Origin of the sequence: Bacteroides sp. 14(A), assembly GCF_000526555.1 — a bacterium.
Classification (GTDB): Bacteria; Bacteroidota; Bacteroidia; order Bacteroidales; family Bacteroidaceae; genus Bacteroides; species Bacteroides cellulosilyticus.
In genome coordinates, this window is sequence record NZ_JAGH01000002.1 from 1,092,238 (window position 1) to 1,115,366 (window position 23,129).

The window sequence follows — 23,129 nt, forward strand, 5'->3', positions numbered from 1 at the left end:
CGTTTCGGCTTTAGGACAAGTTAAAGTTGAAACGGTTCTATTCAATAAATCATTTTTATCTATGGTGTTTATTACGAATAAAAGCGTTTGCTTATACAGAAATACAGGAGTATTCTTTGTATTAATGATGTGTTGGTTGGCATGTAGTGCCCAGTCGGGAAATAACTCTATGTACGACTATAGTTCGAAGGTCGATTCTGTACTCAGCCTGATGACACTGGATGAGAAAATCGGACAGTTAAATCAATATACCGGTAATTGGCAGGCAACAGGACCGGTGGTGGAGGATTCTACTAAAATAGAGCAGATCAAGGCGGGTAGAGTCGGAGCTATGCTCAATATCAAAGGGGTGAAATATACGCGTGAGATGCAGAATTATGCGATGCAGTCCCGCCTTCGCATTCCATTATTATTCGGGCAGGATGTGATTCATGGTCTGCGTACCATCTATCCCATTCCTTTAGGTGAAGCGGCAAGTTTTGATCTGGATTTGATGGAAAGAACAGCAGCCGGTGCTGCGGAGGAAGCTTCTGCACAAGGTATTCACTGGACTTTTGCTCCGATGGTAGATATAACCCGTGATGCACGCTGGGGGCGTGTTATGGAAGGAGCGGGCGAAGATACCTGGTATGGTAGCAGAGTGGCCGAAGCACGGGTAAGGGGTTTTCAGGGAGATGATTTGGCGGATACTCATACGGTAATGGCTTGTGCCAAGCATTTTGCGGCTTACGGAGCGGCCATTGCAGGTAAGGACTACAATACAGTAGACATTTCTGACCTGACGCTACACGATACTTATCTGCCTCCTTTCCGGGCGGCGGCAAATGCCGGTGTGGCTACTTTTATGAATAGCTTTAATGACATAAACGGTATTCCGGCTACGGGAAATGCATATATACAGCGCGATATCCTTAAAGAAGGATGGGCTTTCAGCGGGTTTATTGTTTCCGATTGGGGATCGGTCAAAGAAATGGTTGCCCATGGATATGCATCCGATCTGAAGGCATCGGCTGAGATTGCTATTCATGCCGGATGTGATATGGATATGGAGTCGAGAGCTTATCATAAGCACTTGAAAGAGTTGGTGGAAGAGGGTGTTGTGGACATTAAATATGTTGATGAAGCCGTAAAGCGTATTTTGCTGAAAAAGTTTCAACTCGGACTTTTTGATGATCCGTACCGTTATTGTGACGAAGAGCGGGAAAAGAAAATCGTATTGAGCACCCGTCTCAGGGATTTGTCCCGGGAATCTGGAAGAAAGTCCGTTGTCCTATTGAAGAATGAGAAGCAAGCACTTCCTTTATCTCCGTCGTGTAGAAGAATTGCATTGATAGGAGCTTTGGCCAATTCTCAAAAGGATATGATGGGCTTTTGGGCGAATGAAGGTGTAGAGAAAGAAGTCGTGACCGTGTATGAGGGCTTGAAAAGACGTTTTCCCAATGTAACGGTCAATTATGCCGATGGATATGATTTGGAAACAAATGATTTACGGCTTTCTGAGGCCCGTGCGGCTGCCAATCGCGCCGATGTTATAGTAGTGGTTGTTGGCGAAAGATTTAATCAGAGTGGAGAAGCAAAGTCGAGAGCTGATATTACCGTCAATGCCAATCAGCAATTGCTGGTGAAGGAGTTGAAGAAGACGGGTAAGACGGTTATTGTTTTACTGATGGGCGGTAGGCCAATGATTTTTAATGATATGGAGCCTCATGCTGATGCAATTCTTCTGACCTGGTGGTTGGGGACCGAAAGCGGGAACGCCATAGCTGATATCATCTCGGGTGATTATAATCCTTCCGGTAAACTGCCTATGACTTTTCCTGCACATGTGGGGCAGATTCCTGTCTATTATAATTATAAAAGTACCGGAAGGCCGGAAAGTAAAACAGTTGCCTATTCTTGCCGGTATCAGGATATTGATTTTGAACCTGCTTATCCGTTTGGCTACGGGTTGAGTTACACTACATTTCAGTTGTCGGAGCCTAAGACTTCCGCCAATGTATATACAATGGAGGATACGATCCGGGTGTCTGCGAAGTTGAAAAATACCGGGGTATATAGAGGTAAGGAGACAGTACAGCTTTATATCCGTGACTTGGTTGCCTCCGTAACACGTCCTGTTAAGGAACTAAAGGGATTTCAGCAAATAGAATTAAATCCGGGTGAAGAAAAAGAGGTGACGTTTATTCTTTCATCGGCAGATCTTAGTTTCATGAACAGGAACTTGAAATATATCACGGAGCCTGGTAAATTTGAGATAATGATAGGGACTAATTCGAAAGAGGTGAAGAAGACAATTATATCATTGAAGTGAAAGTTACTTCCCAGACTTACATAAGAAGAACTCCCCTGCCGGTTTCCCGGTAGAGGAGTTCTTGTGATATTAATCAAATGTAGAAAGGGCTGATTAGTCTTTCAGTTTTGCGATGATAAAATCGCGGTTCAAACGGGCGATGTTGCTGATAGAGATGTTCTTCGGACATTCGGCTTCGCAAGCACGAGTATTGGTACAGTTACCAAATCCGAGTTCATCCATCTTGCTCAACATAGCTTTTGCGCGACGCAATGCTTCCGGTTTACCCTGCGGCAGCAAGTTCAACTGGCTAACTTTTGCGGAAACGAACAACATGGCAGAACCATTCTTACAAGCAGCTACACAAGCACCGCAACCGATACAAGCTGCTGCATCCATAGCTTCGTCAGCGATTTGCTTCGGAATCAGGATAGCATTGGCATCCTGAGGAGAGCCTGTGCGTACACTAACGTAACCACCGGCTTGCATAATCTTGTCGTAAGCCGTACGGTCTACCATCAAGTCCTTGATGACCGGGAAACCGGCAGAACGCCAAGGTTCAACAGTGATAGTGTCACCATCGTTGAAACGACGCATATAGATCTGACAGGTAGTAGCACCTGTTGCAGGACCGTGAGGATGTCCGTTGATGTAGAGCGAACACATACCGCAGATACCTTCGCGGCAGTCATGATCGAATACAACCGGTTCTTTACCTTCAGAAATCAGTTGTTCATTCAAGATATCCAGCATTTCGAGGAATGAAGTGTCACCGGGGATATCTTTCATTTGGTATGTTTCAAAAGCGCCTTTTGCCTTTGGGCCTTTCTGGCGCCATACTTTCAGTGTGAAACTTATATTTTTATCCATTGTCTTTGATTTTTAAGTTGACGAGTTGACAAGGCTTCAGTTAACAAGGGAGAATGTTCCGCTTATTAATAAGTGATGACAACATACGTATGATTTCATTGTTTAAGCTGTTAAGTTCTTCAAAGCTTTGAGTAGATAAGTAATGTATGTCATTACAAATAATGAGTTGGCTCTCTAACTCAGAAGCTGAACCTAAAGATATATATAAAAACTGAATAAGCTCTTTATCATGCCCTCTTCCATATCCTTCTGCTATATTCGAAGGTATAGAAACAGCAGCTCTGCGCATTTGCGAAGTAATGCCGTAGATTTCCTCTTTAGGAAATACTTGAGTTATTTGATATAAGTCCTTAACAAGTTTCATACTCTTTTGCCAAACAATTAAATCTTTATGATTTCTCATGCCTTGTTCCCTTGTTAACTCGTCCCCTGGTTAACTAATTATGATTTATAGTTACGAGTCTGTACCTTGATTGCTTCGTAAACCAGCGGTTCTTTCAGCAACTCAGGAGCTTTTTCATCGGAACCTTGATATTCCCAGCAAGCAACGTAGAAGAAGTTTTCATCGTCACGTTTTGCTTCGCCTTCTTCAGTCTGGTATTCTTCACGGAAGTGACCACCGCAGCTTTCGTTACGGTTCAGAGCATCGTAAGCAACCAATTCGCCCATGATAATGAAGTCGTACAGACGGATAGCTTTATCCAACTCTACGTTCATGCCTTCCTTATCTCCCGGGATGAACAGATCTTTTTCGAATTCCTTACGGATTTCTTTCAGTTTGGCAATACCGGTCTTCAGACCTTCTGCTGTACGGCCCATACCTACATATTCCCACATTACGTGACCCAGTTCCTTGTGGATAGAATCTACAGACTTCTTACCCTTGATATTCATCATCCAGTCAATCTTGTCCTGGATAGCTTTCTCGGCTGCTGCAAATTCAGGCAGGTCGGTAGAGAAGCGGGGAACTGTAATCTGGTCGGCCAGATAGTTCTGAATAGTGTAAGGCAATACAAAGTAACCGTCAGCCAGACCCTGCATCAATGCGGAAGCACCGAGGCGGTTTGCACCGTGGTCAGAGAAGTTACATTCACCGATAGCGAACAGACCCTTGATAGAAGTCATCAGTTCGTAGTCAACCCAGATACCGCCCATTGTATAGTGGATAGCCGGATAGATCATCATCGGATTATAATATTTCACACCGGCAATTTCTTTTGCCAGTTCACCTGGATTAACGTCAGTGATTTCCTCGTACATATCGAAGAGGTTACCATAGCGTTGAAGAACGATATCGATACCTAAACGGCTGATAGCCTCAGAGAAGTCGAGGAATACTGCCAGGCCTGTATTGTTCACACCGAAACCTGCATCGCAACGTTCTTTTGCAGCACGGCTGGCAACGTCACGCGGAACCAGGTTACCGAATGCCGGATAGCGGCGTTCCAAGTAGTAGTCGCGGTCTTCTTCAGGAATATCACTTCCCTTGATTTCACCCTTCTGGAGCTTCACTGCGTCTTCTTTCTTCTTCGGAACCCAGATGCGACCGTCATTACGCAGAGACTCTGACATCAAAGTCAGCTTAGACTGCTTGTCACCGTGAACGGGAATACAAGTGGGGTGAATCTGTACCATAGCCGGATTGGCCATCCAGGCACCCTTGCGATAGCAAGAAACGGCGGCTGTACAGTTACAAGTCATTGCATTGGTAGACAGGAAGTATGCGTTTCCGTAGCCACCGGTAGCGATTACTACTGCGTGTGCAGCAAAACGTTCCAGTTTACCGGTTACGAGGTTTTTAGCGATGATACCGCGGGCACGTCCGTCAATGAGGACAACGTCCTGCATTTCGTAACGAGTGTATAATTTTACGGTACCTACGTTTACCTGGCGGCTCAGTGCAGAGTAAGCACCCAGCAACAACTGCTGTCCGGTTTGGCCGCGGGCATAGAACGTACGTGATACCTGAGCACCACCGAAAGAACGGTTATCCAGCAAACCGCCGTATTCGCGAGCGAAGGGAACACCTTGTGCCACACATTGGTCGATAATGCTGTTGGAAACCTCAGCCAAACGGTAAACGTTAGCTTCGCGGGCACGGTAGTCACCGCCCTTTACTGTATCGTAGAACAAACGGTAAACAGAGTCACCGTCGTTTTGGTAATTCTTTGCAGCGTTGATACCGCCCTGTGCTGCGATGGAGTGTGCACGGCGCGGAGAGTCTTGAATACAGAAGTTGAATACTCTGAAACCCATTTCACCGAGTGAAGCGGCAGCAGAAGCACCTGCCAAGCCCGTACCTACTACGATGATATCCAAGCGACGCTTGTTAGCAGGGTTAACTAATTTCTGGTGAGCTTTATAGTTGGTCCATTTCTCAGCCACCGGTCCTTCCGGAATTTTTGAATCTATCTTAGTCATAATGCTATTACATTTTAATCGTTTACAATTTACAAATTAGCAAGCACCGCCGCACAATGATTTTGCGAAGAATACGACAACTACCAAGGCGAAACATACAACGACGATAGTAGAGTAAATGTTGGAGATGCATTTCCAACGGTTAATCCATACCTTGTTGTTCCAACCCAGGGATTGCATAGAACTCCAGAAACCGTGGGTCAGGTGGAACCACAGTGCGCCGAGCCAAATGAGATAAAGCACTACGTATACCGGATTGCTGAATGTGTTCTGAATGTGATAAACACCGTTAGCGGCATAAGCCAGTGTAAGCGTGTCAGCATGCATACCCATGTTGTGCATCAACTCAGGAAGCTGCATTTTTGCCCAGAAGTTTACCAGGTGCAGACCCAGACCTACGATTACGATAAGACCCAATACGAGCATGTTCTGAGAAGCCCATTCTACAGTTTTGGGTTTATCAACTACGGCATAACGTTCAGTACCGCGTGCTTTGCGGTTCTGCATTGTCAGCCAGAAAGCGTAGATGATGTGAATAATGAAAAGGGCGGCCAAACCTACCGTAGCCACCAAGGCATACCAGTTTGCCCCCAGGAACTCACAAACCATGTTGTATCCCTCTGCCGAGATTAATGCAACCAGGTTCATCGCCATGTGAAACGTCAGAAACAGGACAAGGGCGATACCGGTAATGCTCATCACCACTTTCCTTCCTACAGATGAATTACTTAACCACATAAATGATTGAATTTAAATTATTTAATAGTTAGAAAATTTGCTTTTACTTAGGGTCTTACACTAATTTCCCGCAAAAATAGAAGAAATACATTGATTAAACAAGGAATTAAAGAAATAATTCCGTAATTCAGGGAATAGATAGAAGTTGACAAGTGAGTCAGGGAACAGGTTGACAAGGGAAGATTACTCTTACTCGTCACCCTGTTCCCTGGCTGGGTCGTCATTTTTTTCTTTTATAATGGTGATTTTCTCTCCGCTGGCAGCACGTTTTCGCAAGGAGCGAGGGGTGTCTCCAAAGGAGTCCTTGCAGAAATGAGCGAAGTGCGACAGGGAGTCGAAACCATAACGTGAACTGATCACGGAGATACGTTGCTTGGTGAATTGCAGATCGTTCAGAATACCTTCACGCTTCTTGTCCAGTATCCATTCGTACACCGGAACATTATACATATTTTTAAACAAACGACGGAATGTAGTGGTTGTATATCCACCTAAATGGGCGAATTCTTCCACATTCTTCACCTTGTCGTAGTTCTGCATAATGAAATAATGGAAACTTTCCGTATAAGTACTGATAGGATAGAAGAACGTACTTATCTGGCGCAGGGGATAATAGCAGGTTAGTATGTAAACCAGTTCCTGACGCTTGATGTCGAGATATTTCCCGCATGCGGAAGGCTGTTCTTTAAAATAGTCGGCGATATCATGAAGCAATCGCTCCAGTTTGGTATTGGCTATCAGCGGCGTGTAGGTCAGCGGAGCCTCAGAACGTTCGAGGATTTCCTTGTAACGGTCTTCACATATAAGTGGAAGTTCCGTAAACCAATAGGCGATATATTCCACCTCGGTCAGTGCTAACAACTCCATTTTTGAACCGATGGCTTGCAGTACACATTGTCTGCTCTGGAGCGTAGTGCCCGGGTATTCGTTACTATTTATCAACAATTCTCCCTTTAACATAAAGATCATGCAGTTCTGGGTACACTTCTCCGCTGAGAAATGCTGCCCCTGGGGATATTGGCGGTATACCAATGTCCCGTCTGAGATTTTTGGGCATAGAGTACAATCTACTTGCCGTGTGCAAAGAGTGTCTTTTGTCATGAAATATAAGACGAATTACTAAAATTATGGCAACAAAGATAGAATTTTTTTGTGAATACTCTAACAAAATCGCCTATCTTTGCAGCAAACTATAAGAAAGACTACATGAAACGGACTATTTTTTTTGTATTTTTTGCATCATTACTTGTATTCAATATTTCTGCCCAGAACTGGGACATTAATACTTTGCATAAAATAAATAGTTGGGATGGTAAGTTCATTCGTAATTATAATAAAATAATTTCTCGTACTGAACCTTATATTGCCGTGGGGGTTCCCGTGGCGATGGCATTGGCTGCTTGGGTGAAAAAAGACCGCGAATTATTGAAGGATGCTGTGTATGTAGGTACCAGTGTTGCCGGTGCTTTTGTTGTGACTTATGGCATGAAGTATCTTATAGATCGTGAACGCCCGTTCGACCGCTATCCCGACCGGGTTCATGCTTATAGTCATGAAACCAGTCCTTCTTTTCCTTCCGGACATACGGCAACTGCTTTTGCATTGGCAACTTCACTTTGTGTGAAGTATCCGAAATGGTATGTAATCGCTCCATCTGCCTTATGGGCATGTTCTGTCGGGGTATCCCGTATGAATGAGGGCGTACACTATCCATCCGATGTGCTGGCGGGTGCAGCTATCGGAGCCGGATGTGCTGTAGTAAATATCTATGTGAACCGTTGGCTGAATAAGTGGTTGTTCGGCAATTAAGAATTGCACTGTATCGGATCTATATATTCTGCGTATTGCATCTATATATCGGACGTGTTGCATCTATATATCCAATGCGTTGCATCTATATATCCAAGATGTTGGACATATAGACGCTGCAAATGGTTTATTAAAGTGGTAGTTTCTTCTCGTAAATCTTTTCGTTCAATAACTCAAGGGCTTGTTGCACGCTGTTGTTCGTGGTGTTTATCACCTGAAAGTATTCGTTCATATCCCACAGGTCACGGGCTATCAAGGCTTTCAACTGCGTCTTTATCAGAGGCAATGATTTGTTGTACTGCTCCTCGTTGAACTCAATCTTTTCTTTATCGGCGGCAGCGCATATGTCTGCAAGCATCTGTTCGTCTATCTCAAATTTATTGTTGAAGGTATCGAACTTCTTATATTTCTCTTGGAGTTCTTTCCGATTTTTCTCGATATACTTGGTTGTTGCTTTGATGACAACGCCTTTGGCAACCAGATTACGGTGATAATCGGTATATTGGGTTGTATCGATAGGCACGAAATAGTCGGGCATGATGCCACCGCCACCATATACGGTACGTTTCAACTTCTTAGTGGAGTTCTTCAATGAGTCAGGAAAATGGATACTGTCGGCATGCATCATTTCTCCACGGTTGAAGCGATCTACCAGTTCCATATTGTATTTCTCCTGGCCGTCATCTTTACTAAGGCCTCTGCCGTCCAGATTGGCTGTATGGTCGTACGGTTTCTGGATGCAACGTCCGGATGGGGTGTAATAACGGGCGATAGTCAAGCGGATCATAGAGCCATCGGGCAATTCGATGGGACGTTGTACCAGCCCTTTACCAAAAGTACGGCGCCCTACAACTACGCCTCTGTCCCAGTCCTGTATGGCACCGGTTACGATTTCACTTGCTGAAGCGGAGTATTCGTCTACCAACACAATGAGGCGTCCGTTTTTGAAGTTACCTGTGCCTTTGGCATAGAAATTACTACGCTGAGAGGTTCTTCCTTCGGTATATACAATCAGCTCTTTTTGTTGCAGGAACTCGTTGGCAAGATCAATTGCTGCATTCAAATAGCCGCCACCGTTGCCTTGCAGGTCAAGTATCAGGTCTTTCATTCCTTGCTTCTGTAGTTCTTTGAGGGCGGCGGTAAATTCTTCGGCGGTAGTGGCACCAAAGCGGTTGATACGAATATAACCGGTCTTGGGCTGTATCATATACGAAGCGTCCAAACTTAGAATGGGTATTTTATCCCGTTTTACAGTGAAGTATAAGGGATCGTTCACTCCGCGACGGACAATGGTTAGTTTTACTTCTGAGTCTTTCGGGCCGCGCAGGCGTGTCATTATATCTTCTGTGGACATTTTTACGCCGGCAATAGCGCTGTCGTTCACTGCCACGATACGGTCACCTGCCAGAATACCAACCTTTTCAGATGGTCCGTTGCTGACGGGCTGTATAATAAGTAATGTATCTTCTATCATCTGGAACTGCACACCGATACCTTCGAAGTTACCTTGCAACGGCTCGTTCATTTTCTTCACTTCCTCAGCATCATTGTACGTGGAGTGCGGATCGAGCTGGGCGAGCATACGGATAATAGCTTCTTCCACCAGTTTATTTTCGTCTACCGAGTCTACATACAGATTGGCGATGGCAAATTCTGCCATTTGTAACTTGCGGGCAGCCAAGTTGCCCATATTCTGCGCCTGCATGGAAGCCATGGCACCGCATATACATATTATAAAGATAAGAAGTTTCTTCATCATTCTTTTTTGCTTATCACTTTTCACTAATTCACTAATCATTAAATATCCATTCCTTCGGGGATAAACTGGCTGATATCTTTGCCGAACTGTAGAAGCTCGCGGACAGTAGTCGAACTGATACATGTCAGTTCGGGTTCGGTAAAGAGCAAGATGGTTTCAATACCTGCCAGTTTGCGGTTGATATCGGCAATGGTCTCTTCATACTCGAAATCTTTCACGGTACGGATACCGCGAACAATAAACTGCGCGTCTACCTGCCGGGCAAAATCAATCGTCAGGCAATCATAGGAGTAGACCTTGATTCGTGGCTCGTTCCGGTAGAATTTCTGTATTATCTCCACGCGCTTCTCAATAGGGAAGTAGGTGTTTTTATTCTCGTTGATACCAATTCCAATAATGACTTCATCCATAAAAGTCAGTGCGCGGGTCACTACCGATGAATGTCCGATAGTGAAAGGATCGAATGTTCCCGGAAAGATTGCTCTTCTCATGATGCCAGATCTTCTTCTATAACCAGATTGTTAATAATAAAGTTTTGCCGTTCCATGGTATTTTTACCCATGTAGAATTCCAATAATTCTTTTACGAGGTCCGTTTTGCGTAAAGTAACTTGTTCCAGACGCATATCTTTGCCGATGAAATGCCGGAATTCATCAGGGGAGATCTCTCCCAGACCTTTAAAACGCGTAATCTCAGGATTGGGACTCAGTTCGGCAATGGCTTTTTGCCGTTCCTCTTCCGTGTAGCAGTAAATTGTCTTTTTCTTGTTGCGCACGCGGAACAACGGAGTTTGCAGGATATAGACGTGCCCTTTCTTTATCAGATCGGGGAAGAATTGCAGGAAGAATGTGATGAGCAACAACCGGATGTGCATACCGTCCACATCAGCATCGGTAGCGGCAATCACCTTGTTGTAACGCAATCCTTCAATGCCGTCTTCTATATTCAGGGCAGCTTGTAGCAGATTGAATTCTTCGTTTTCGTATACCACTTTCTTTGTCAGCCCGAATGAGTTCAACGGTTTACCACGAAGACTGAATACAGCCTGCGTATTTACGTCACGGCTCTTTGTGATGGAGCCGCTGGCAGAATCACCCTCAGTGATAAAGATGCAGGACTCGGATTCTTGTTCCTTTCCTTTGCCGTCATTGAGGTGGTAACGGCAATCGCGCAACTTGCGGTTGTGCAGGTTGGCTTTCTTTGCGCGCTCACGTGCCAGTTTGGTAACACCGGCAATGGCTTTACGTTCCTTTTCGGAGTCTTGTATCTTTTGCAGCATGACTTCCGCAACCAACGGATTCTTGTGGAGATAGTTATCTACCTCTGTTTTGATGAAGTCGCCTACATACTTATTCACGCTTACACCGCCGGGAGACATGGAGGGGGAACCGAGTTTGGTCTTGGTCTGTCCTTCAAACTGGGGTTCTTCCACATTGATGGCAATGGCGGCAACAATACCGTTGCGGATGTCGGCATATTCCTGGTTTTTGTTGTAGAACTCCTTGATGGTGCGGGCAATATGTTCTTTAAGTGCACTTTGGTGTGTTCCACCCTGTGTGGTATGCTGGCCGTTGACAAAGGAATAGTATTCCTCGCCGTATTGATTCGTATGCGTAAAGGCTATTTCAATATCTTCTCCTTTCAGATGGATGATATTGTAAAGGCCCTGTGCGGTCATATTGTCGTTCAGCAAATCTTCCAGTCCATGGCGTGAAATAATGCGCTGGCCGTTGTATATAATGGAAAGTCCTGTATTCAGGTACGTGTAGTTACGCAACAGCGTTTCCACGAAATTAGCCTGGAAGGAATAGTTCAGGAATAACGTGCTGTCCGGTTCAAAGAAGATATAAGTTCCGCTTTCCTCGTTACAGCTTTCCGTTACATCACTCTGGAGATTACCCTTTTCAAAGATGGCGATACGGACTTTACCTTCGCGATAACTACGTACTTCAAAGCGGCTGCTAAGTGCATTCACAGCTTTGATACCTACGCCGTTCAGTCCGACACTTTTCTTGAAAGCTTTACTGTCGTACTTACCGCCGGTATTGAGTTTACTCACCGCTTCAATCAGCTTTCCTTGCGGAATACCACGACCATAGTCGCGCACACTGACACGGAGATTATCCTCAATGTTAATCTCGATCCGTCTACCAGCACCCATTTTGAACTCATCGATGCTGTTGTCCATTACCTCTTTTAGCAATACATAGATACCGTCGTCGTTCTGCGTACCGTCGCCCAAACGACCGATATACATACCCGAACGGACACGGATGTGCTCCATGTCGTCCAAATGACGAATGTTGTCTTCCGTATATTCTACATTGCCTTCGGGCATCAGTCCGTTGATTTCTTCCATAAACTCTTATTTAGTTGACGAGGTCTGCAGTTGACAAGTTGACGAGGGAAAGAGTCTGCTTTATAATAGTGCAAATATAGTGCAACCCCTTGTTTCCTTGTTAACTTGTCTCCTTGTCCCCTTTTTATTTAATTTCTTTAATAAACGCCCTGCGCCGTTTATGTTGTTTGGTTTCAAAGTATTCCCATTGGGCTTGTACTTTGCCATTCATTTCAAGTTCAGGGTTGCTTTCTGCAAATATAAAACCTAATTTCTGATAAACCGGAATTAAATCGGAAAATAACAATGCGTTAACACCTTTGTTCTGGTACTCCGGCTTCACGGCAACAAGCAATAAATCCAACATTTTGGCACGCCGTTTCATGAACAGTGCTTTCAGCAGATAGTACCATCCGAAGGGTAATAACCGTCCATGAGCTTTCTGTAGAGCTTCGGACAGGGATGGCATGGATATGCCTACGCAAATAAGCTGGTCGTCGGCATCTGTGATAAGCGTCACCATGCGGAGGTCTACGATGGGGAGATACATTTTCACGTACTGGTCAATCTGCCGTTGGGACAGAGCGGAATAACCGAACAGGGGCTTATAAGCTTCGTTCATCAACTCAAAGATGGCCTGTCCATAGTCGCGGGCAATCTTCTTTGCAGATGTATATTTTTTAATCTTGAGATTATATTTACGCTGGATAAGATCGGAGATGCGTTTGTGCTTGTCCGGTATGGCATCCGGAATGTAGATCTGATATTCCACCCAGTCAGCTTCCTTCTCAAATCCCATACGCTCCATGTGTTGCGGATAGTAAGGATAGTTGTAAATGGTTGCCATGGTGCTGAGTTGATCGAAGCCTTCGATCAGCATGCCTTCCGCATCGAAGTCTGTGAAGCCCAACGGGCCTTGTATGTGAGTCATTCCACGTTCTTTTCCCCATTCTTCTACCGTGTGGATCAAGGCATCGGATACTTCCGGGTTATCAATGAAATCAATCCAGCCGAAACGGACATTCTTTTTATCCCAGGTTTTATTAGCCTTGTGGTTGATTATGGCAGCTACGCGGCCCACTATTTTATTGTCTTGGTAAGCCAGGAAATACTCTGCTTCACAGAATTCAAACGCCGCATTCTTCTTTTTATTGAAAGTGTTGAGCATGTCGTCGTAGAGATCGGGAACGGAGTAGGGGTTGCCTTTGTATAGCCGGTAATTGAAGCGGATGAACCGTTTCAATTCTTTCATTGTGGAAACTTTTTTGATTGTTATTGCCATAATTTTATGTCTAATGAAGTGGCAAAGATACATGATAATCTTTAAAATACCACGTGGCAGAGATAAAAACTAATCTATTTCTGTATGCTTTTCCGATACTGTAAAGGTGTCATACCCGTATTTTTGAAGAAAGCACGTCGGAATGTGGAAGTGGAGTTAAATCCGGAACGTTCGGCTATTTCGTCTATATTCATGGTGTAAGGATAGGTAGCCAGTAATTGCTTGCCGGTTTTCTCAATGCGGAGATTGTTTATATAGTCGTAGAAAGTGATATTCAGCTTATTGTTGAAATAGGAGGATAAGTAGGTGCGGTTTGTTCCGATGGCATTGGCTACGTCACTGATAGTAAGCTTGGGGTTAAGGTAGAGTTGTTGCTCTTCCATTACTTTGTGCAGTATTTCCTGAAAGGCGTAATAAGAACCGTTTTCTTGTTCTTCTTCAACCTCTTCTTTCTCTTCTATGTTTTTTTTAGACAGCAGGTTGCCTTTCAGGTTGTTTGGCATGGAGATGCTGATCTGATAAGCTGAATAGTGGACAATGACAGACCATAAGAGAACTGAGGATATGTAATAAATAGTATCTCCCCAACCTGTAATATTTATGCTGGTATATACCCATGTCACCAAGCAGATGGCGAGAATAAATGTGGCTTTTTTCAACCATGCCACATCGATATGTTCCGAATAAGAGTAATTATTGCGTATATAGCGTTGATATCGGCGAGCGGCAAAAGTTACTATAAGTACAATAATTGCACTATAGATCAGTATAAATCCGAAATAAAAAGGAAATATAGGGGCATAAAAGGTGCACAAATAGGCAATTGTAAATGCAAGATAGGGACTGAGAAGTGAAAATACTTTCTTCCAGTTGAGCCATCCGGGCGCTGTTAATTCCAGAAGATAGAAGGAGCAGGCGGCAACTGCCCATCCGTCAATGAATAGCAGGGAGTTGACCAAACGTTCGGTTTTCAGTGAAGGGAAATAGAGTAATATATCTTTGAGTTCCAGTAATGCCCAGAAAGCAAGAGTTAGCCCCAGTATTCTCTGAATGCGTGAGCGTGGCCTATGTGTAAGCAAACGAAAACTGACATATCCGAAAAACATGAATGCAGCTCCATTCATGAAGTATGATATATTGATGCCTTCCATTAAACGTTGTAAATGAGTACGGTGGTGTATGCTATATAACAAAGTATCAGTATGCTGCCCTCTATGCGGGTAATGGTGCGTTTGGCGAAGAACAATCCGAATATCCATAGCAGTATGCTGGAGCCTACCAGTACCAATAGATCCATATTCGTGATGCCCGTCAGGTGCAACGGTGTGATGGAAGCGCTGCATCCCAGTACGAAGAAGATGTTGAACAGGTTACTGCCAATCACGTTTCCGATAGCAATTTCCGGATTCTTCTTTAAGGCGGCGACAATGGAGGTTGCAAGTTCGGGCAGAGAGGTGCCGCCTGCTACCAGAGTCAGTCCGATGACGGATTCACTTACTCCCAGATTGCGTGCAATGCCGCTGGCGCCATCTACGAAGAAATTACCGCCGGCAATCAGTGCCACCAGCCCACCTATTATATATAGTATGGATCGCCACATGGGAAGTTGTTTGATTTCCTCTTCTGTCTCTCCCTCTTTCTTCCCTTGAAAAGCGATGGCAAAGGTATATCCGAGGAAAATGATGAAAAAACAGAGCAGCAACAGTCCGTCTGTAGTGCTGATTATATTTTCAGAACTATGATCCAGAAAGACATCATTCGCGCAAATCAGCAATACTATGGAGGATAGGATACAGAGCGGGATTTCCTTGCGCAGTGTATTTCTGGAAATAACAATTGGAGCGAAGAGTGCCGTACAGCCTACAATCATCAGTGTATTGAAGATATTGCTGCCTACAACGTTTCCGATGGCGATGTCCGCACTGCCTTTCAGAGCCGAAGAGACGCTGACCGTCAGTTCGGGAGCGGAAGTTCCGAAAGCTACGATGGTGAGGCCGATAACAATGGAAGGGATGCGGAAGCGCTTGGCGATGGATGCGGCTCCGTCTGTGAGTCCGTTGGCACCTAAAAGGATGAGGAGAAGACCTCCGAGAAGAGAAAGAATATCCATGAGAATTCTGTTTTTTGTGCAAATATAATTAATTCCTTTCATGAAAAGCGAAAAACATTCCGTATGTTTGGCACGTTAATTAATTTGTTGTTTCTAAATAACATGATTAAGGGCTTTTATATGAAGGGAATACGTGCGTTGTGTCTTTGGTTCTTGCTGTTGCCTGCGGGCGTTGCATCTGCCCAGTTGGTAGAGAAGGTATTAGATGTCTTTAATGACGATACTTTGGGGACTGTTGTTGCTCAAAGGGCAGATACAGACTCGATTCATCTGCTGAAGATGAAAGAGGATTTGGAGGTTGCAAGGTTGAATGAGGCTAATCTCAGGATGGAGATAGAGCAAATGAGGCTGAAGTATGATGCGGCGGACTCCCTGAAGCTGGCAAAGCAGCGATTGCGTATTGATTCGCTCAGGCGGATGACAACAGGCGTGCCGGTGGTGGTGGAAGGCGATACGCTATATTACCTGTTTGCCAAGCGTGGTGGTCATACTCCGCAGCAACGTGCCGAAATGAATGCAGCGGCAATAACGGAACTGGGCAAGCGATTTAATCTGCAACCGGATTCGGTTTACTTAGAGAGCAGTGATATTGTTACCGATCTGATGTACGGTAATAAGGTTCTTTCTTCTTTTACGGATCAGGATGGCCTGTGGGAAGGTTGCTCGCGCGACCAGTTGGCGGCTGCCAAACGTAAAGTGATCGTAGACAAGCTGAAGGTAATGAAGGACGAACATAGTCTGTGGCAGCTTGGCAAACGTATTCTCTATTTCATTCTTGTAATCATAGGTCAGTATCTGCTGTTTAAACTCACCACCTGGTTGTTCAATAAGCTGAAAGTACGTATTCAACGATTGAAGGATACCAAACTGAAACCTATCTCCATTCAGGAATATGAATTGCTGGATACGCAGAAGCAGGTGAATCTGCTTGTCTTCCTGGCAAATCTGTTGCGATATGCCGTAATGCTGCTCCAGTTGATATTGACGGTGCCGTTGCTTTTCTCCATATTTCCCCAAACGAAAGACCTTGCTTATAAGTTATTCTCGTATATATGGGACCCTATAAAGAGCATCTTCCTGGGTATAGTAGAATATGTTCCCAACCTGTTTACCATCTTTGTGATATGGCTTGCCGTGAAGTATCTGGTGAGGTTGGTGCATTATCTTGCCAGTGAAATTCAATCGGAGCGGCTGAAGATAAGTGGCTTCTATGCCGATTGGGCTATGCCAACGTTTCACATTGTGCGTTTCCTGCTTTATGCATTTATGATTGCTATGATTTATCCCTATCTGCCGGGTTCCAAGTCGGGCGTTTTCCAGGGGATATCGGTCTTTGTCGGCTTGATTGTTTCGTTGGGTTCGAGTACGGTGATCGGGAATATTATTGCGGGATTGGTAATCACCTATATGCGTCCCTTTAAGTTGGGCGACCGCATCAAGCTGAATGATACTACGGGAAATGTAATAGAGAAGACTCCGTTGGTGACGCGCATCCGTACACCGAAGAATGAGGTGGTGACGATTCCGAACTCTTTCATCATGTCTTCGCATACGGTAAACTTTAGTCAGTCGGCACGTGACTACGGGCTGATTATCCATTCGGAAGTGAGTGTGGGGTATGATATTCCCTGGCGGAAGACACATCAACTTCTGGTTGAGGCTGCTCTGAATACTCCCGGAGTGGTAGATGATCCGCGTCCGTTTATATTGGAAACGTCTCTTCAGGATTATTACCCGGTCTATCAGGTGAATGCATATATTAAAGATGCTAACCAGTTGGCACAGGTTTATTCCGATTTGCACCAGAATATCCAGGATAGATTTAATGAAGAGGGTATAGAAATTATGTCTCCACATTATATTGCTACACGCGACGGGAGTGCGACGACGATACCTAAGGATGATCTGCGACCGAAAAAGTAAGCCTTTTCCGGTGCGGGAATGAGCGATCCTCCCGGTAGGATTGAAACTGATTCCCACTACGAGAGAAGGCATCTCCCACTATGAGTGAAGGTACTTCCCAATAGGGGTGAACGGGTGTTCCACTACGAGTGAATGTAGTGGAACACTAAGTGCTTTATCGCACAGATAGTTATCCGTTTGTAATGTTGCTAAAGTCGTCCGACAGGGCTGCGGATGATAAAGAAAATGAAGTGTCTTTATTGTGCGGCTACAATTTCCGAATAAGGATAGTTGTCTGTAACCTGCTGCCAGTCCTTTTTCACTAAGTCGTAGGCATAAATCAGTCTGCCGTTCCGATAACCTTCGAACAATACATAGATTTTCATCGTCTCTGTATCTTGGGCGAGCATGGTTACTGAACGTGCCGAATTGGGGAATGTGGCAAAAGGCTCATCCAAGCTCATTGTTGTCTGATTCCAAAGACACAGTTCTGTCTGGCCATTATCGGCTCTTACTACGGCATATCCACCGGTACGCACATATTTAGTAGTTCCGGTATCTTTTCCGCTGATTATTGTCCAGAAGGGAATGAGTGCGGTAGCCTGTATCGGATCGCCAATGTATATTTTCCCGCTATTTTGTTGCAGATCCAGTACAACGGGGATGAAGCTGTTGTTTCCGTTAGCGGCCGAGAGTAGCAGTTGGCTGCCGCCGCCTTGTACACCGGGATAGCGTGTCAAGGATTCGAGCTTTATATTGGCAGGCAGTTTATATTGGCGTGTTAGAGCTTGATCCATGTTTCGGGTGTAGGGCCAGGAGCCGGTGGTTGCCAATATCACTTCATCGGTGGATATTTGCCTTACGGCTATTATAGAGCTTTGGCCGTTGCAAAGGGTCAATATGTTTTCAAGTCCCATATCTTGCCAGAAATGCATGGAAAGATCGTAGCTGAATACTTTGCGCACTCCATCTATCGTCTGTATTCCGCAGAGGTTCTGACTTTCCGGGACATTGACTACACAGGAGAAATCTTTCTGGTCTTCTGCCAATTTTACTATGTTCTTAGGGCTGCCATCTGTGAGGTTTACGTGCTCAATGCAGTTATCATAACTCGTGTCGGAATGAGAATTTACAATGCCGTAGAGTTGGAACTCTTTGGGTGCTTCGCCGTTGGTTACCGAAATCTCACCAAGCGTCATGATCTCACCGGAGCGACGCAGACGTACCTTGGTGGTTGAGGCAGGATAATGTCCCGGTGCCAGGAAGGTGATACTTGTAGTGGTCTGTTCAATCATGACAGGCGATACTCCAAGAGCATATCCCTGATAGTTTAGGGCGGGTTGGTCGGGGAGCGGCCAATAGATTTCGAACATAATATCGTCACCGGGTTGGATACCTTGTGCTTTAATCGTGACTTTATCACCAGGGTTAAAACTGGTCTGAGCAGGCATTACAATGTCGGTTACCAGGATGGGTTCGTCTTTGTCGTCGTTTTTAACGCATGCGGCAATTAGTAGACAGAGTAGTAGATAGAGAGATAACTTCTTCATAGCGTTTGTATATTTGATAGGCACAAATATATTGCTTTCCTTTGACATATAAAGCTGTATCTCTTTTTTTTAACCTGTTGGCGAATGAATTCGTTTTCATGACTATCGTCAATGGAATTAATTTCGCCAACAGGCCTTTCTCATTTTTTTCGGCTTATGGTATGCAGTATGTTGCCTTTTTTATCAATCATCCGCAATGTCAGTTCTTTTTTGTCCGCAGATACTACAGAGAAGCCCGGTTCCGGATTACAAAAGACGGTTCCTTCTGTGGGTTTCACTTTGCGGGCAAGGGAACCGGCTGAGTTGACAATGTAGTCGATATCACTTCCCGGCCTGCGAATATGCTGGAAGTTGTGGATATGTCCGCAGATGTACATGTCTACCTTGTGCTTGCGGAGTATCGGATCGAGACGTTTCTGCATATCCAGACGTTCGCTGTCATCTTTCGAAGTTTCTGCATAGATGGGATGGTGTCCGGCTACGATGATCCAGTCTTCTTTGGCACTGGTCAGTACAGAGTCGATCCAAGAGAGTTGTTTTTGTAAATCCTGTTTGCACGCGTCGGGATAGGTGGCGGAGTCATTGCGGTATTTGTCCATCATAGGGGCGGTGTCTATCCAGACGATGCGGATAGTGGTACCTTTGTCTTCAAATGCCTTTGTATAGTAGCGGGCGGGCATGGTCCAGCGGCGACTGATGCTGGTGTAGTCCAATACCGCCTGTGTGTTGCCACGGTACTCATGATTGCCGAGCACGGGGAACCAGTCGATCATCAGTTCCGGATGAGAGTAGATGAGCTCATAGTTTGTCATCCACAACGGATCATTCACGCTGCGTACGCCTTCGAAATGATGTATATCTCCGGTGGCAACTACAAATTCGGGGCCTATTTCTTCGGCCATGGTTCCCATCAGCTCGGCTATGGGCTTCTGGTCGTAGTAGCCGTTGCGGCCGAGATCGTTGGCTACATAAAAATTGAATTTCTTGTCGAATATGGAATAGTCCGTTATCTGTGCGACAGCCCAATTACTGAGGAGAATAACTAAAAGGAGAGAGAATACTTTTTTCATTATGATATTTTTTGATTGTTACTTAAGTGGTTAGAAATTGATTTTCACACCTGCATTTACCTTTATACCGTAGTGTTCGCTTTGCATCGTGCGATCCTTTGTACCTTGATAGTAGCGTAAAGGCTGGTTCAGCAGGTTGTTAGCTTCAGCATAGAAGGTCGTTTTTAACTTCTTGCCGAAAGTATAGCTGGCATTGGCATCCATATAATTCACAGCATCGTAGTAACGGTCATAGAACTTTTCCGAACCCATTTCATCGATGAATGCAGATGCATAGTTATAAGAGAGGCGGATACTTAATCCTGACTTCTCGAAGAAGAGTGAAGCATTGGCTGTGTGCTCCGGAGATCCCGGGAGGCGCAGGCTGCTTTCATTCTCGCGTCCTTCGAAGTTGAAGTTATCTACCCGGGAGTAAGAATAGGTGTAAGTTCCGTAGAAACCGATGCACTTCAAGGACGGGGCAATGAAACTGAAGTCGCGTTGATAGGCTACTTCCACACCCAGCAGATCAGCATTGCCGGAGTTGCGCGGCTGGCTGAATTTAGTATAGGTGGTTCCGTTGTAGCTATAGTTGCGCAATGTCTGGTCTACAATGAAGTCGTTAATCTTCTTGTAGAAGATGCCGGCACTGACGAGACCGATACTTTTGAAATAATATTCACCACTCAGATCGAAGTTATAGGAGAGTGTCGGCTTCAATCCCGGATTACCGAGGGAAATCTCGTTGTCGCTGCGCTTAATTGTGATGTTGGGCGCCAAGGCGGAGTACTTGGGGCGTGCAATGGTGTTGGTGAACGAAGCGCGTACCTTGAAGTCATCGTTTACATCATATTTCACCAGGACGGAGGGAAGTACATTTAGGTAACTATCCGATTCGTAGGGCGTGCGGGTTGTTTTCTCTTCATCTGCATCGAATTGGCTACCGGAATATTTCACATGTGTATTTTCCAGACGTAATCCGAACATCAGATCCCACTTCTTGCCGAGTTTCTGGTCGAAACGCAGATAACCGGCTGCGACAGTTTCTTTTGCCTTGAAATTGGTGGCGAGTTCTTCTTGCACTTGCTCTTTTTCGAACAGGCTTGCATTATTCAGGTCGAGAGATCCCAAATATTCTTTGCTTACGAAACTGCCTACTTTGTATTGATCTCCCGGAATGTATCCGTCACGATTCTGGTCGACGGCAGCAGCCAGACTGGCTTTGTCGAAACCTTCTTCATCCAGCGGGGTATATTCGTAGAAGTCAATTTCCTTGTCCTTAGTCTTATGTACTACTTTGGCACCGAAGCGCAGGTGGTTTCCGAATTCTCCTTTCGTAAGCGGCAGGCTGAAGTCGAGTTTGAACTTAAAGTCTTTTTCCTGAATGTCTTCTTGTTGTTCGGTCACTTCTTTCAGGCTGAAATCATCGTTCAGATACATGGTTGAACCTTCTTGCGGAGTAAGCAGTGGTTTACGTTCGTCACTCAGATCCATATTGAATTTCTGTTTTTTCAGCTGATAGTCGATGTAACGTTCGTTGGGACGTTCTTCGCTGGCTTTGGCGTAGTTAACACTCCATCTTGTATCCAGTTTGCCGAAGAGATGCTCACCGCCGAGGGTAAAGTCCATGGTGCGTTGACGTTCCAGACGGGCGTTGCGGTTATCGGGCGTGCCGCCTTTGGTCTGTACACGCATGGTACCTTTGTTGTTAATAGAACAGTATTCGTTGCCATTGTCATCCTCTTCCAGGTTGATACCTTTCACGGTGAGGCGGTAACGGTTTTCCCAATCATTGCGATTATTGAAGATACCTTTAAAGGTGAGTTTGTGGTTTTCGTTAATATCCCAGTCGAGGGCGGCGGAATAACTTTGACGCTCTCGGGTGACGTAGTATTGACGAACCTGGTAGTCGGTGATGCAGAGTTCTCCGGTTTCTACATCTTTGTCCCATACAAATTCAACATCGTCCGAACCGGAAGGCGAGTTCTGGTAAGAAGCGGAAAGCATGACTCCCAATTTGTCGTTGAAGAAACGGTCACCATAAGTAAATCCTAAATTTAATTGTGCTTTGTCGCTAATCCAGTTGTAACCGGTTCCGGCAGTGGCACTGATGAAACGCTTATAAGGAGAGTTCTTGGTCACTAAATTAATGGAGCCACCGATGGCGTCGGCATCCATATCCGGAGTAACGACTTTATTCACTTCGATCGTCTGTATCATATCCGCAGGGATTAGGTCGAGCTGTACATTACGTGTATCGCCTTCAGCAGAAGGAACTCGGTTGCCGTTGATGGTGACGGAACTCATATCCGCACTTGTTCCACGTACTTGTCCGAAACGGGCTTCGCCTTGGTCATACTGTACGTTGATACCTGAAATACGTTTCAAAGCATCTCCAATGTTAGAATCCGGAAACTTGCCTACTTGGTCGGCAGAAACCACATTCTTGATACCGAGGCTGTTTTTCTGTGAATTAATAGCGCGGCGTTGTCCCTGGAAAGCTCCACCTACTACCACTTCCTGGAGTTCGAGTCCTTCGTTCAGTATGACATCTTTCTCCAGGGTACGTCCTTCGGGAATCGTTATTTTTAATTCCACAGGTGAGTAGCCTACATAACTTACTTTTACGGTGTAAGTTCCCGGTTCCAGATTAGGGAAAGTGTAGAAGCCGTTGACGTCACTCGTTACGCCGGCATGTAGCTTTTCAATGTAAACGGAGGCACCCGGAAGGGTTTGCTTTGAAGTGTCGATGATACGACCGCGTACAGTGCCTTGTTTTACTACGTTTGTTTTCTCATCAGCTTTTGTCAGATTGCTGACCGCTGTAAATAAGAATAAGAGCGTAAATACTCTAAAAATGTGTTTCATACTTGTTATGATACGTTAATGAATTTGCCGCAAAAGTAGAGGATTATGATTACGCTTGCCTTACGAATCGCTGAAGAGAGAGTGACAAATTGATTACGATTCTGTTACGGCGGTCGAGAATAAAAGTATCTTCCCTTTTATCA

17 protein-coding genes are annotated in these 23,129 nt (G+C 45.0%); 3 read left to right on the top strand and 14 right to left on the bottom strand.

The window, feature by feature from the left end; genetic code table 11:
• The first annotated feature begins 124 nt into the window (after window positions 1–124).
• A complete protein-coding gene (locus K429_RS0111595; protein WP_155923430.1) occupies window positions 125–2,311 on the top strand; it encodes a glycoside hydrolase family 3 N-terminal domain-containing protein in 2,187 nt (728 codons plus the stop codon).
• 93 nt (window positions 2,312–2,404) lie between these two features.
• On the opposite strand, the gene K429_RS0111600 is transcribed toward K429_RS0111595, so the two are convergent.
• The 5 genes from K429_RS0111600 to K429_RS0111620 all read right to left on the bottom strand — a co-directional run bounded on the left by K429_RS0111600 (window position 2,405) and on the right by K429_RS0111620 (window position 7,420).
• The gene (locus tag K429_RS0111600) at window positions 2,405–3,160 is read right to left on the bottom strand and encodes a succinate dehydrogenase/fumarate reductase iron-sulfur subunit (RefSeq protein ID WP_007211613.1); all 756 of its coding nucleotides are present in this window, start codon (window positions 3,158–3,160) and stop codon (window positions 2,405–2,407) included.
• A gap of 40 nt (window positions 3,161–3,200) precedes the next feature.
• Window positions 3,201–3,563: a four helix bundle protein gene (locus tag K429_RS0111605; protein WP_026367031.1), complete on the bottom strand. Its 363-nt coding sequence runs from the start codon at window positions 3,561–3,563 to the stop codon at window positions 3,201–3,203.
• 38 nt (window positions 3,564–3,601) lie between these two features.
• Window positions 3,602–5,581, bottom strand: a complete 1,980-nt coding sequence (locus K429_RS0111610; protein ID WP_026367032.1) for a fumarate reductase/succinate dehydrogenase flavoprotein subunit — start codon at window positions 5,579–5,581, stop codon at window positions 3,602–3,604.
• A 36-nt stretch (window positions 5,582–5,617) separates the two neighbouring features.
• Complete coding sequence (locus K429_RS0111615) at window positions 5,618–6,319, bottom strand: b558 family succinate dehydrogenase (Or fumarate reductase) cytochrome B subunit (RefSeq protein ID WP_022208625.1); 702 nt, start codon at window positions 6,317–6,319, stop codon at window positions 5,618–5,620.
• A gap of 189 nt (window positions 6,320–6,508) precedes the next feature.
• On the bottom strand, window positions 6,509–7,420 hold the full coding sequence (locus tag K429_RS0111620; protein WP_026367033.1) for an AraC family transcriptional regulator: 912 nt from the start codon (window positions 7,418–7,420) through the stop codon (window positions 6,509–6,511).
• Between the two features lie 105 nt (window positions 7,421–7,525).
• On the opposite strand from K429_RS0111620, the gene K429_RS0111625 reads away from it, so the two are divergent.
• Complete coding sequence (locus K429_RS0111625) at window positions 7,526–8,128, top strand: phosphatase PAP2 family protein (RefSeq protein WP_026367034.1); 603 nt, start codon at window positions 7,526–7,528, stop codon at window positions 8,126–8,128.
• 130 nt (window positions 8,129–8,258) lie between these two features.
• Here the strand turns inward: K429_RS0111625 and K429_RS0111630 are convergent, their stop codons facing one another.
• The 6 genes from K429_RS0111630 to K429_RS0111655 all read right to left on the bottom strand — a co-directional run bounded on the left by K429_RS0111630 (window position 8,259) and on the right by K429_RS0111655 (window position 15,617).
• Window positions 8,259–9,884, bottom strand: coding sequence for a S41 family peptidase (locus tag K429_RS0111630; protein ID WP_026367035.1), 1,626 nt, complete (start codon window positions 9,882–9,884; stop codon window positions 8,259–8,261).
• Between the two features lie 41 nt (window positions 9,885–9,925).
• A complete protein-coding gene (coaD, locus tag K429_RS0111635) occupies window positions 9,926–10,378 on the bottom strand; it encodes a pantetheine-phosphate adenylyltransferase (protein ID WP_007211619.1) in 453 nt (150 codons plus the stop codon).
• Complete coding sequence (locus tag K429_RS0111640; RefSeq protein ID WP_007211620.1) at window positions 10,375–12,246, bottom strand: DNA topoisomerase IV subunit B; 1,872 nt, start codon at window positions 12,244–12,246, stop codon at window positions 10,375–10,377. Before K429_RS0111640 ends, coaD begins: the two co-directional genes overlap by 4 nt.
• Before the next feature lie 124 nt (window positions 12,247–12,370).
• Entirely contained in the window at window positions 12,371–13,507 is a 1,137-nt protein-coding gene (locus K429_RS0111645; protein ID WP_007211621.1) for a hypothetical protein, read from the bottom strand.
• Window positions 13,508–13,581: 74 nt separating this feature from the next.
• Window positions 13,582–14,631, bottom strand: coding sequence for an AraC family transcriptional regulator (locus tag K429_RS0111650; protein ID WP_227087405.1), 1,050 nt, complete (start codon window positions 14,629–14,631; stop codon window positions 13,582–13,584).
• Window positions 14,632–14,657: 26 nt separating this feature from the next.
• Window positions 14,658–15,617 carry a calcium/sodium antiporter gene (locus tag K429_RS0111655; protein ID WP_026367036.1) on the bottom strand — a complete coding sequence of 320 codons (960 nt, stop codon included), beginning with the start codon at window positions 15,615–15,617 and terminating at the stop codon, window positions 14,658–14,660.
• Window positions 15,618–15,737: 120 nt separating this feature from the next.
• On the opposite strand from K429_RS0111655, the gene K429_RS0111660 reads away from it, so the two are divergent.
• On the top strand, window positions 15,738–17,540 hold the full coding sequence (locus K429_RS0111660) for a mechanosensitive ion channel family protein (protein ID WP_026367037.1): 1,803 nt from the start codon (window positions 15,738–15,740) through the stop codon (window positions 17,538–17,540).
• 236 nt (window positions 17,541–17,776) lie between these two features.
• Here the strand turns inward: K429_RS0111660 and K429_RS0111665 are convergent, their stop codons facing one another.
• The 3 genes from K429_RS0111665 to K429_RS0111675 all read right to left on the bottom strand — a co-directional run bounded on the left by K429_RS0111665 (window position 17,777) and on the right by K429_RS0111675 (window position 22,986).
• Window positions 17,777–19,069: a WD40-like domain containing protein gene (locus K429_RS0111665; protein ID WP_026367038.1), complete on the bottom strand. Its 1,293-nt coding sequence runs from the start codon at window positions 19,067–19,069 to the stop codon at window positions 17,777–17,779.
• Between the two features lie 140 nt (window positions 19,070–19,209).
• Entirely contained in the window at window positions 19,210–20,139 is a 930-nt protein-coding gene (locus K429_RS0111670) for a metallophosphoesterase (protein ID WP_007211626.1), read from the bottom strand.
• A gap of 30 nt (window positions 20,140–20,169) precedes the next feature.
• Entirely contained in the window at window positions 20,170–22,986 is a 2,817-nt protein-coding gene (locus K429_RS0111675) for a TonB-dependent receptor (RefSeq protein WP_026367039.1), read from the bottom strand.
• Between the last annotated feature and the right edge of the window lie 143 nt (window positions 22,987–23,129).

Bases quoted from the DNA above. Each gene is read 5' to 3' on its own strand.
- K429_RS0111605 (WP_026367031.1), bottom strand. From the start codon at position 3,563: ATGAGAAATCATAAAGATTTAATTGTTTGGCAAAAGAGTATGAAACTT.
- K429_RS0111650 (WP_227087405.1), bottom strand. From the start codon at position 14,631: ATGAATGGAGCTGCATTCATGTTTTTCGGATATGTCAGTTTTCGTTTG.
- K429_RS0111595 (WP_155923430.1), top strand. From the start codon at position 125: ATGATGTGTTGGTTGGCATGTAGTGCCCAGTCGGGAAATAACTCTATG.
- K429_RS0111640 (WP_007211620.1), bottom strand. From the start codon at position 12,246: ATGGAAGAAATCAACGGACTGATGCCCGAAGGCAATGTAGAATATACG.
- K429_RS0111665 (WP_026367038.1), bottom strand. From the start codon at position 19,069: ATGAAGAAGTTATCTCTCTATCTACTACTCTGTCTACTAATTGCCGCA.
- K429_RS0111655 (WP_026367036.1), bottom strand. From the start codon at position 15,617: ATGGATATTCTTTCTCTTCTCGGAGGTCTTCTCCTCATCCTTTTAGGT.
- K429_RS0111615 (WP_022208625.1), bottom strand. From the start codon at position 6,319: ATGTGGTTAAGTAATTCATCTGTAGGAAGGAAAGTGGTGATGAGCATT.
- K429_RS0111675 (WP_026367039.1), bottom strand. From the start codon at position 22,986: ATGAAACACATTTTTAGAGTATTTACGCTCTTATTCTTATTTACAGCG.
- K429_RS0111660 (WP_026367037.1), top strand. From the start codon at position 15,738: ATGAAGGGAATACGTGCGTTGTGTCTTTGGTTCTTGCTGTTGCCTGCG.
- K429_RS0111630 (WP_026367035.1), bottom strand. From the start codon at position 9,884: ATGAAGAAACTTCTTATCTTTATAATATGTATATGCGGTGCCATGGCT.
- K429_RS0111670 (WP_007211626.1), bottom strand. From the start codon at position 20,139: ATGAAAAAAGTATTCTCTCTCCTTTTAGTTATTCTCCTCAGTAATTGG.
- K429_RS0111625 (WP_026367034.1), top strand. From the start codon at position 7,526: ATGAAACGGACTATTTTTTTTGTATTTTTTGCATCATTACTTGTATTC.
- K429_RS0111620 (WP_026367033.1), bottom strand. From the start codon at position 7,420: ATGACAAAAGACACTCTTTGCACACGGCAAGTAGATTGTACTCTATGC.
- K429_RS0111645 (WP_007211621.1), bottom strand. From the start codon at position 13,507: ATGGCAATAACAATCAAAAAAGTTTCCACAATGAAAGAATTGAAACGG.
- coaD (WP_007211619.1), bottom strand. From the start codon at position 10,378: ATGAGAAGAGCAATCTTTCCGGGAACATTCGATCCTTTCACTATCGGA.
- K429_RS0111610 (WP_026367032.1), bottom strand. From the start codon at position 5,581: ATGACTAAGATAGATTCAAAAATTCCGGAAGGACCGGTGGCTGAGAAA.
- K429_RS0111600 (WP_007211613.1), bottom strand. From the start codon at position 3,160: ATGGATAAAAATATAAGTTTCACACTGAAAGTATGGCGCCAGAAAGGC.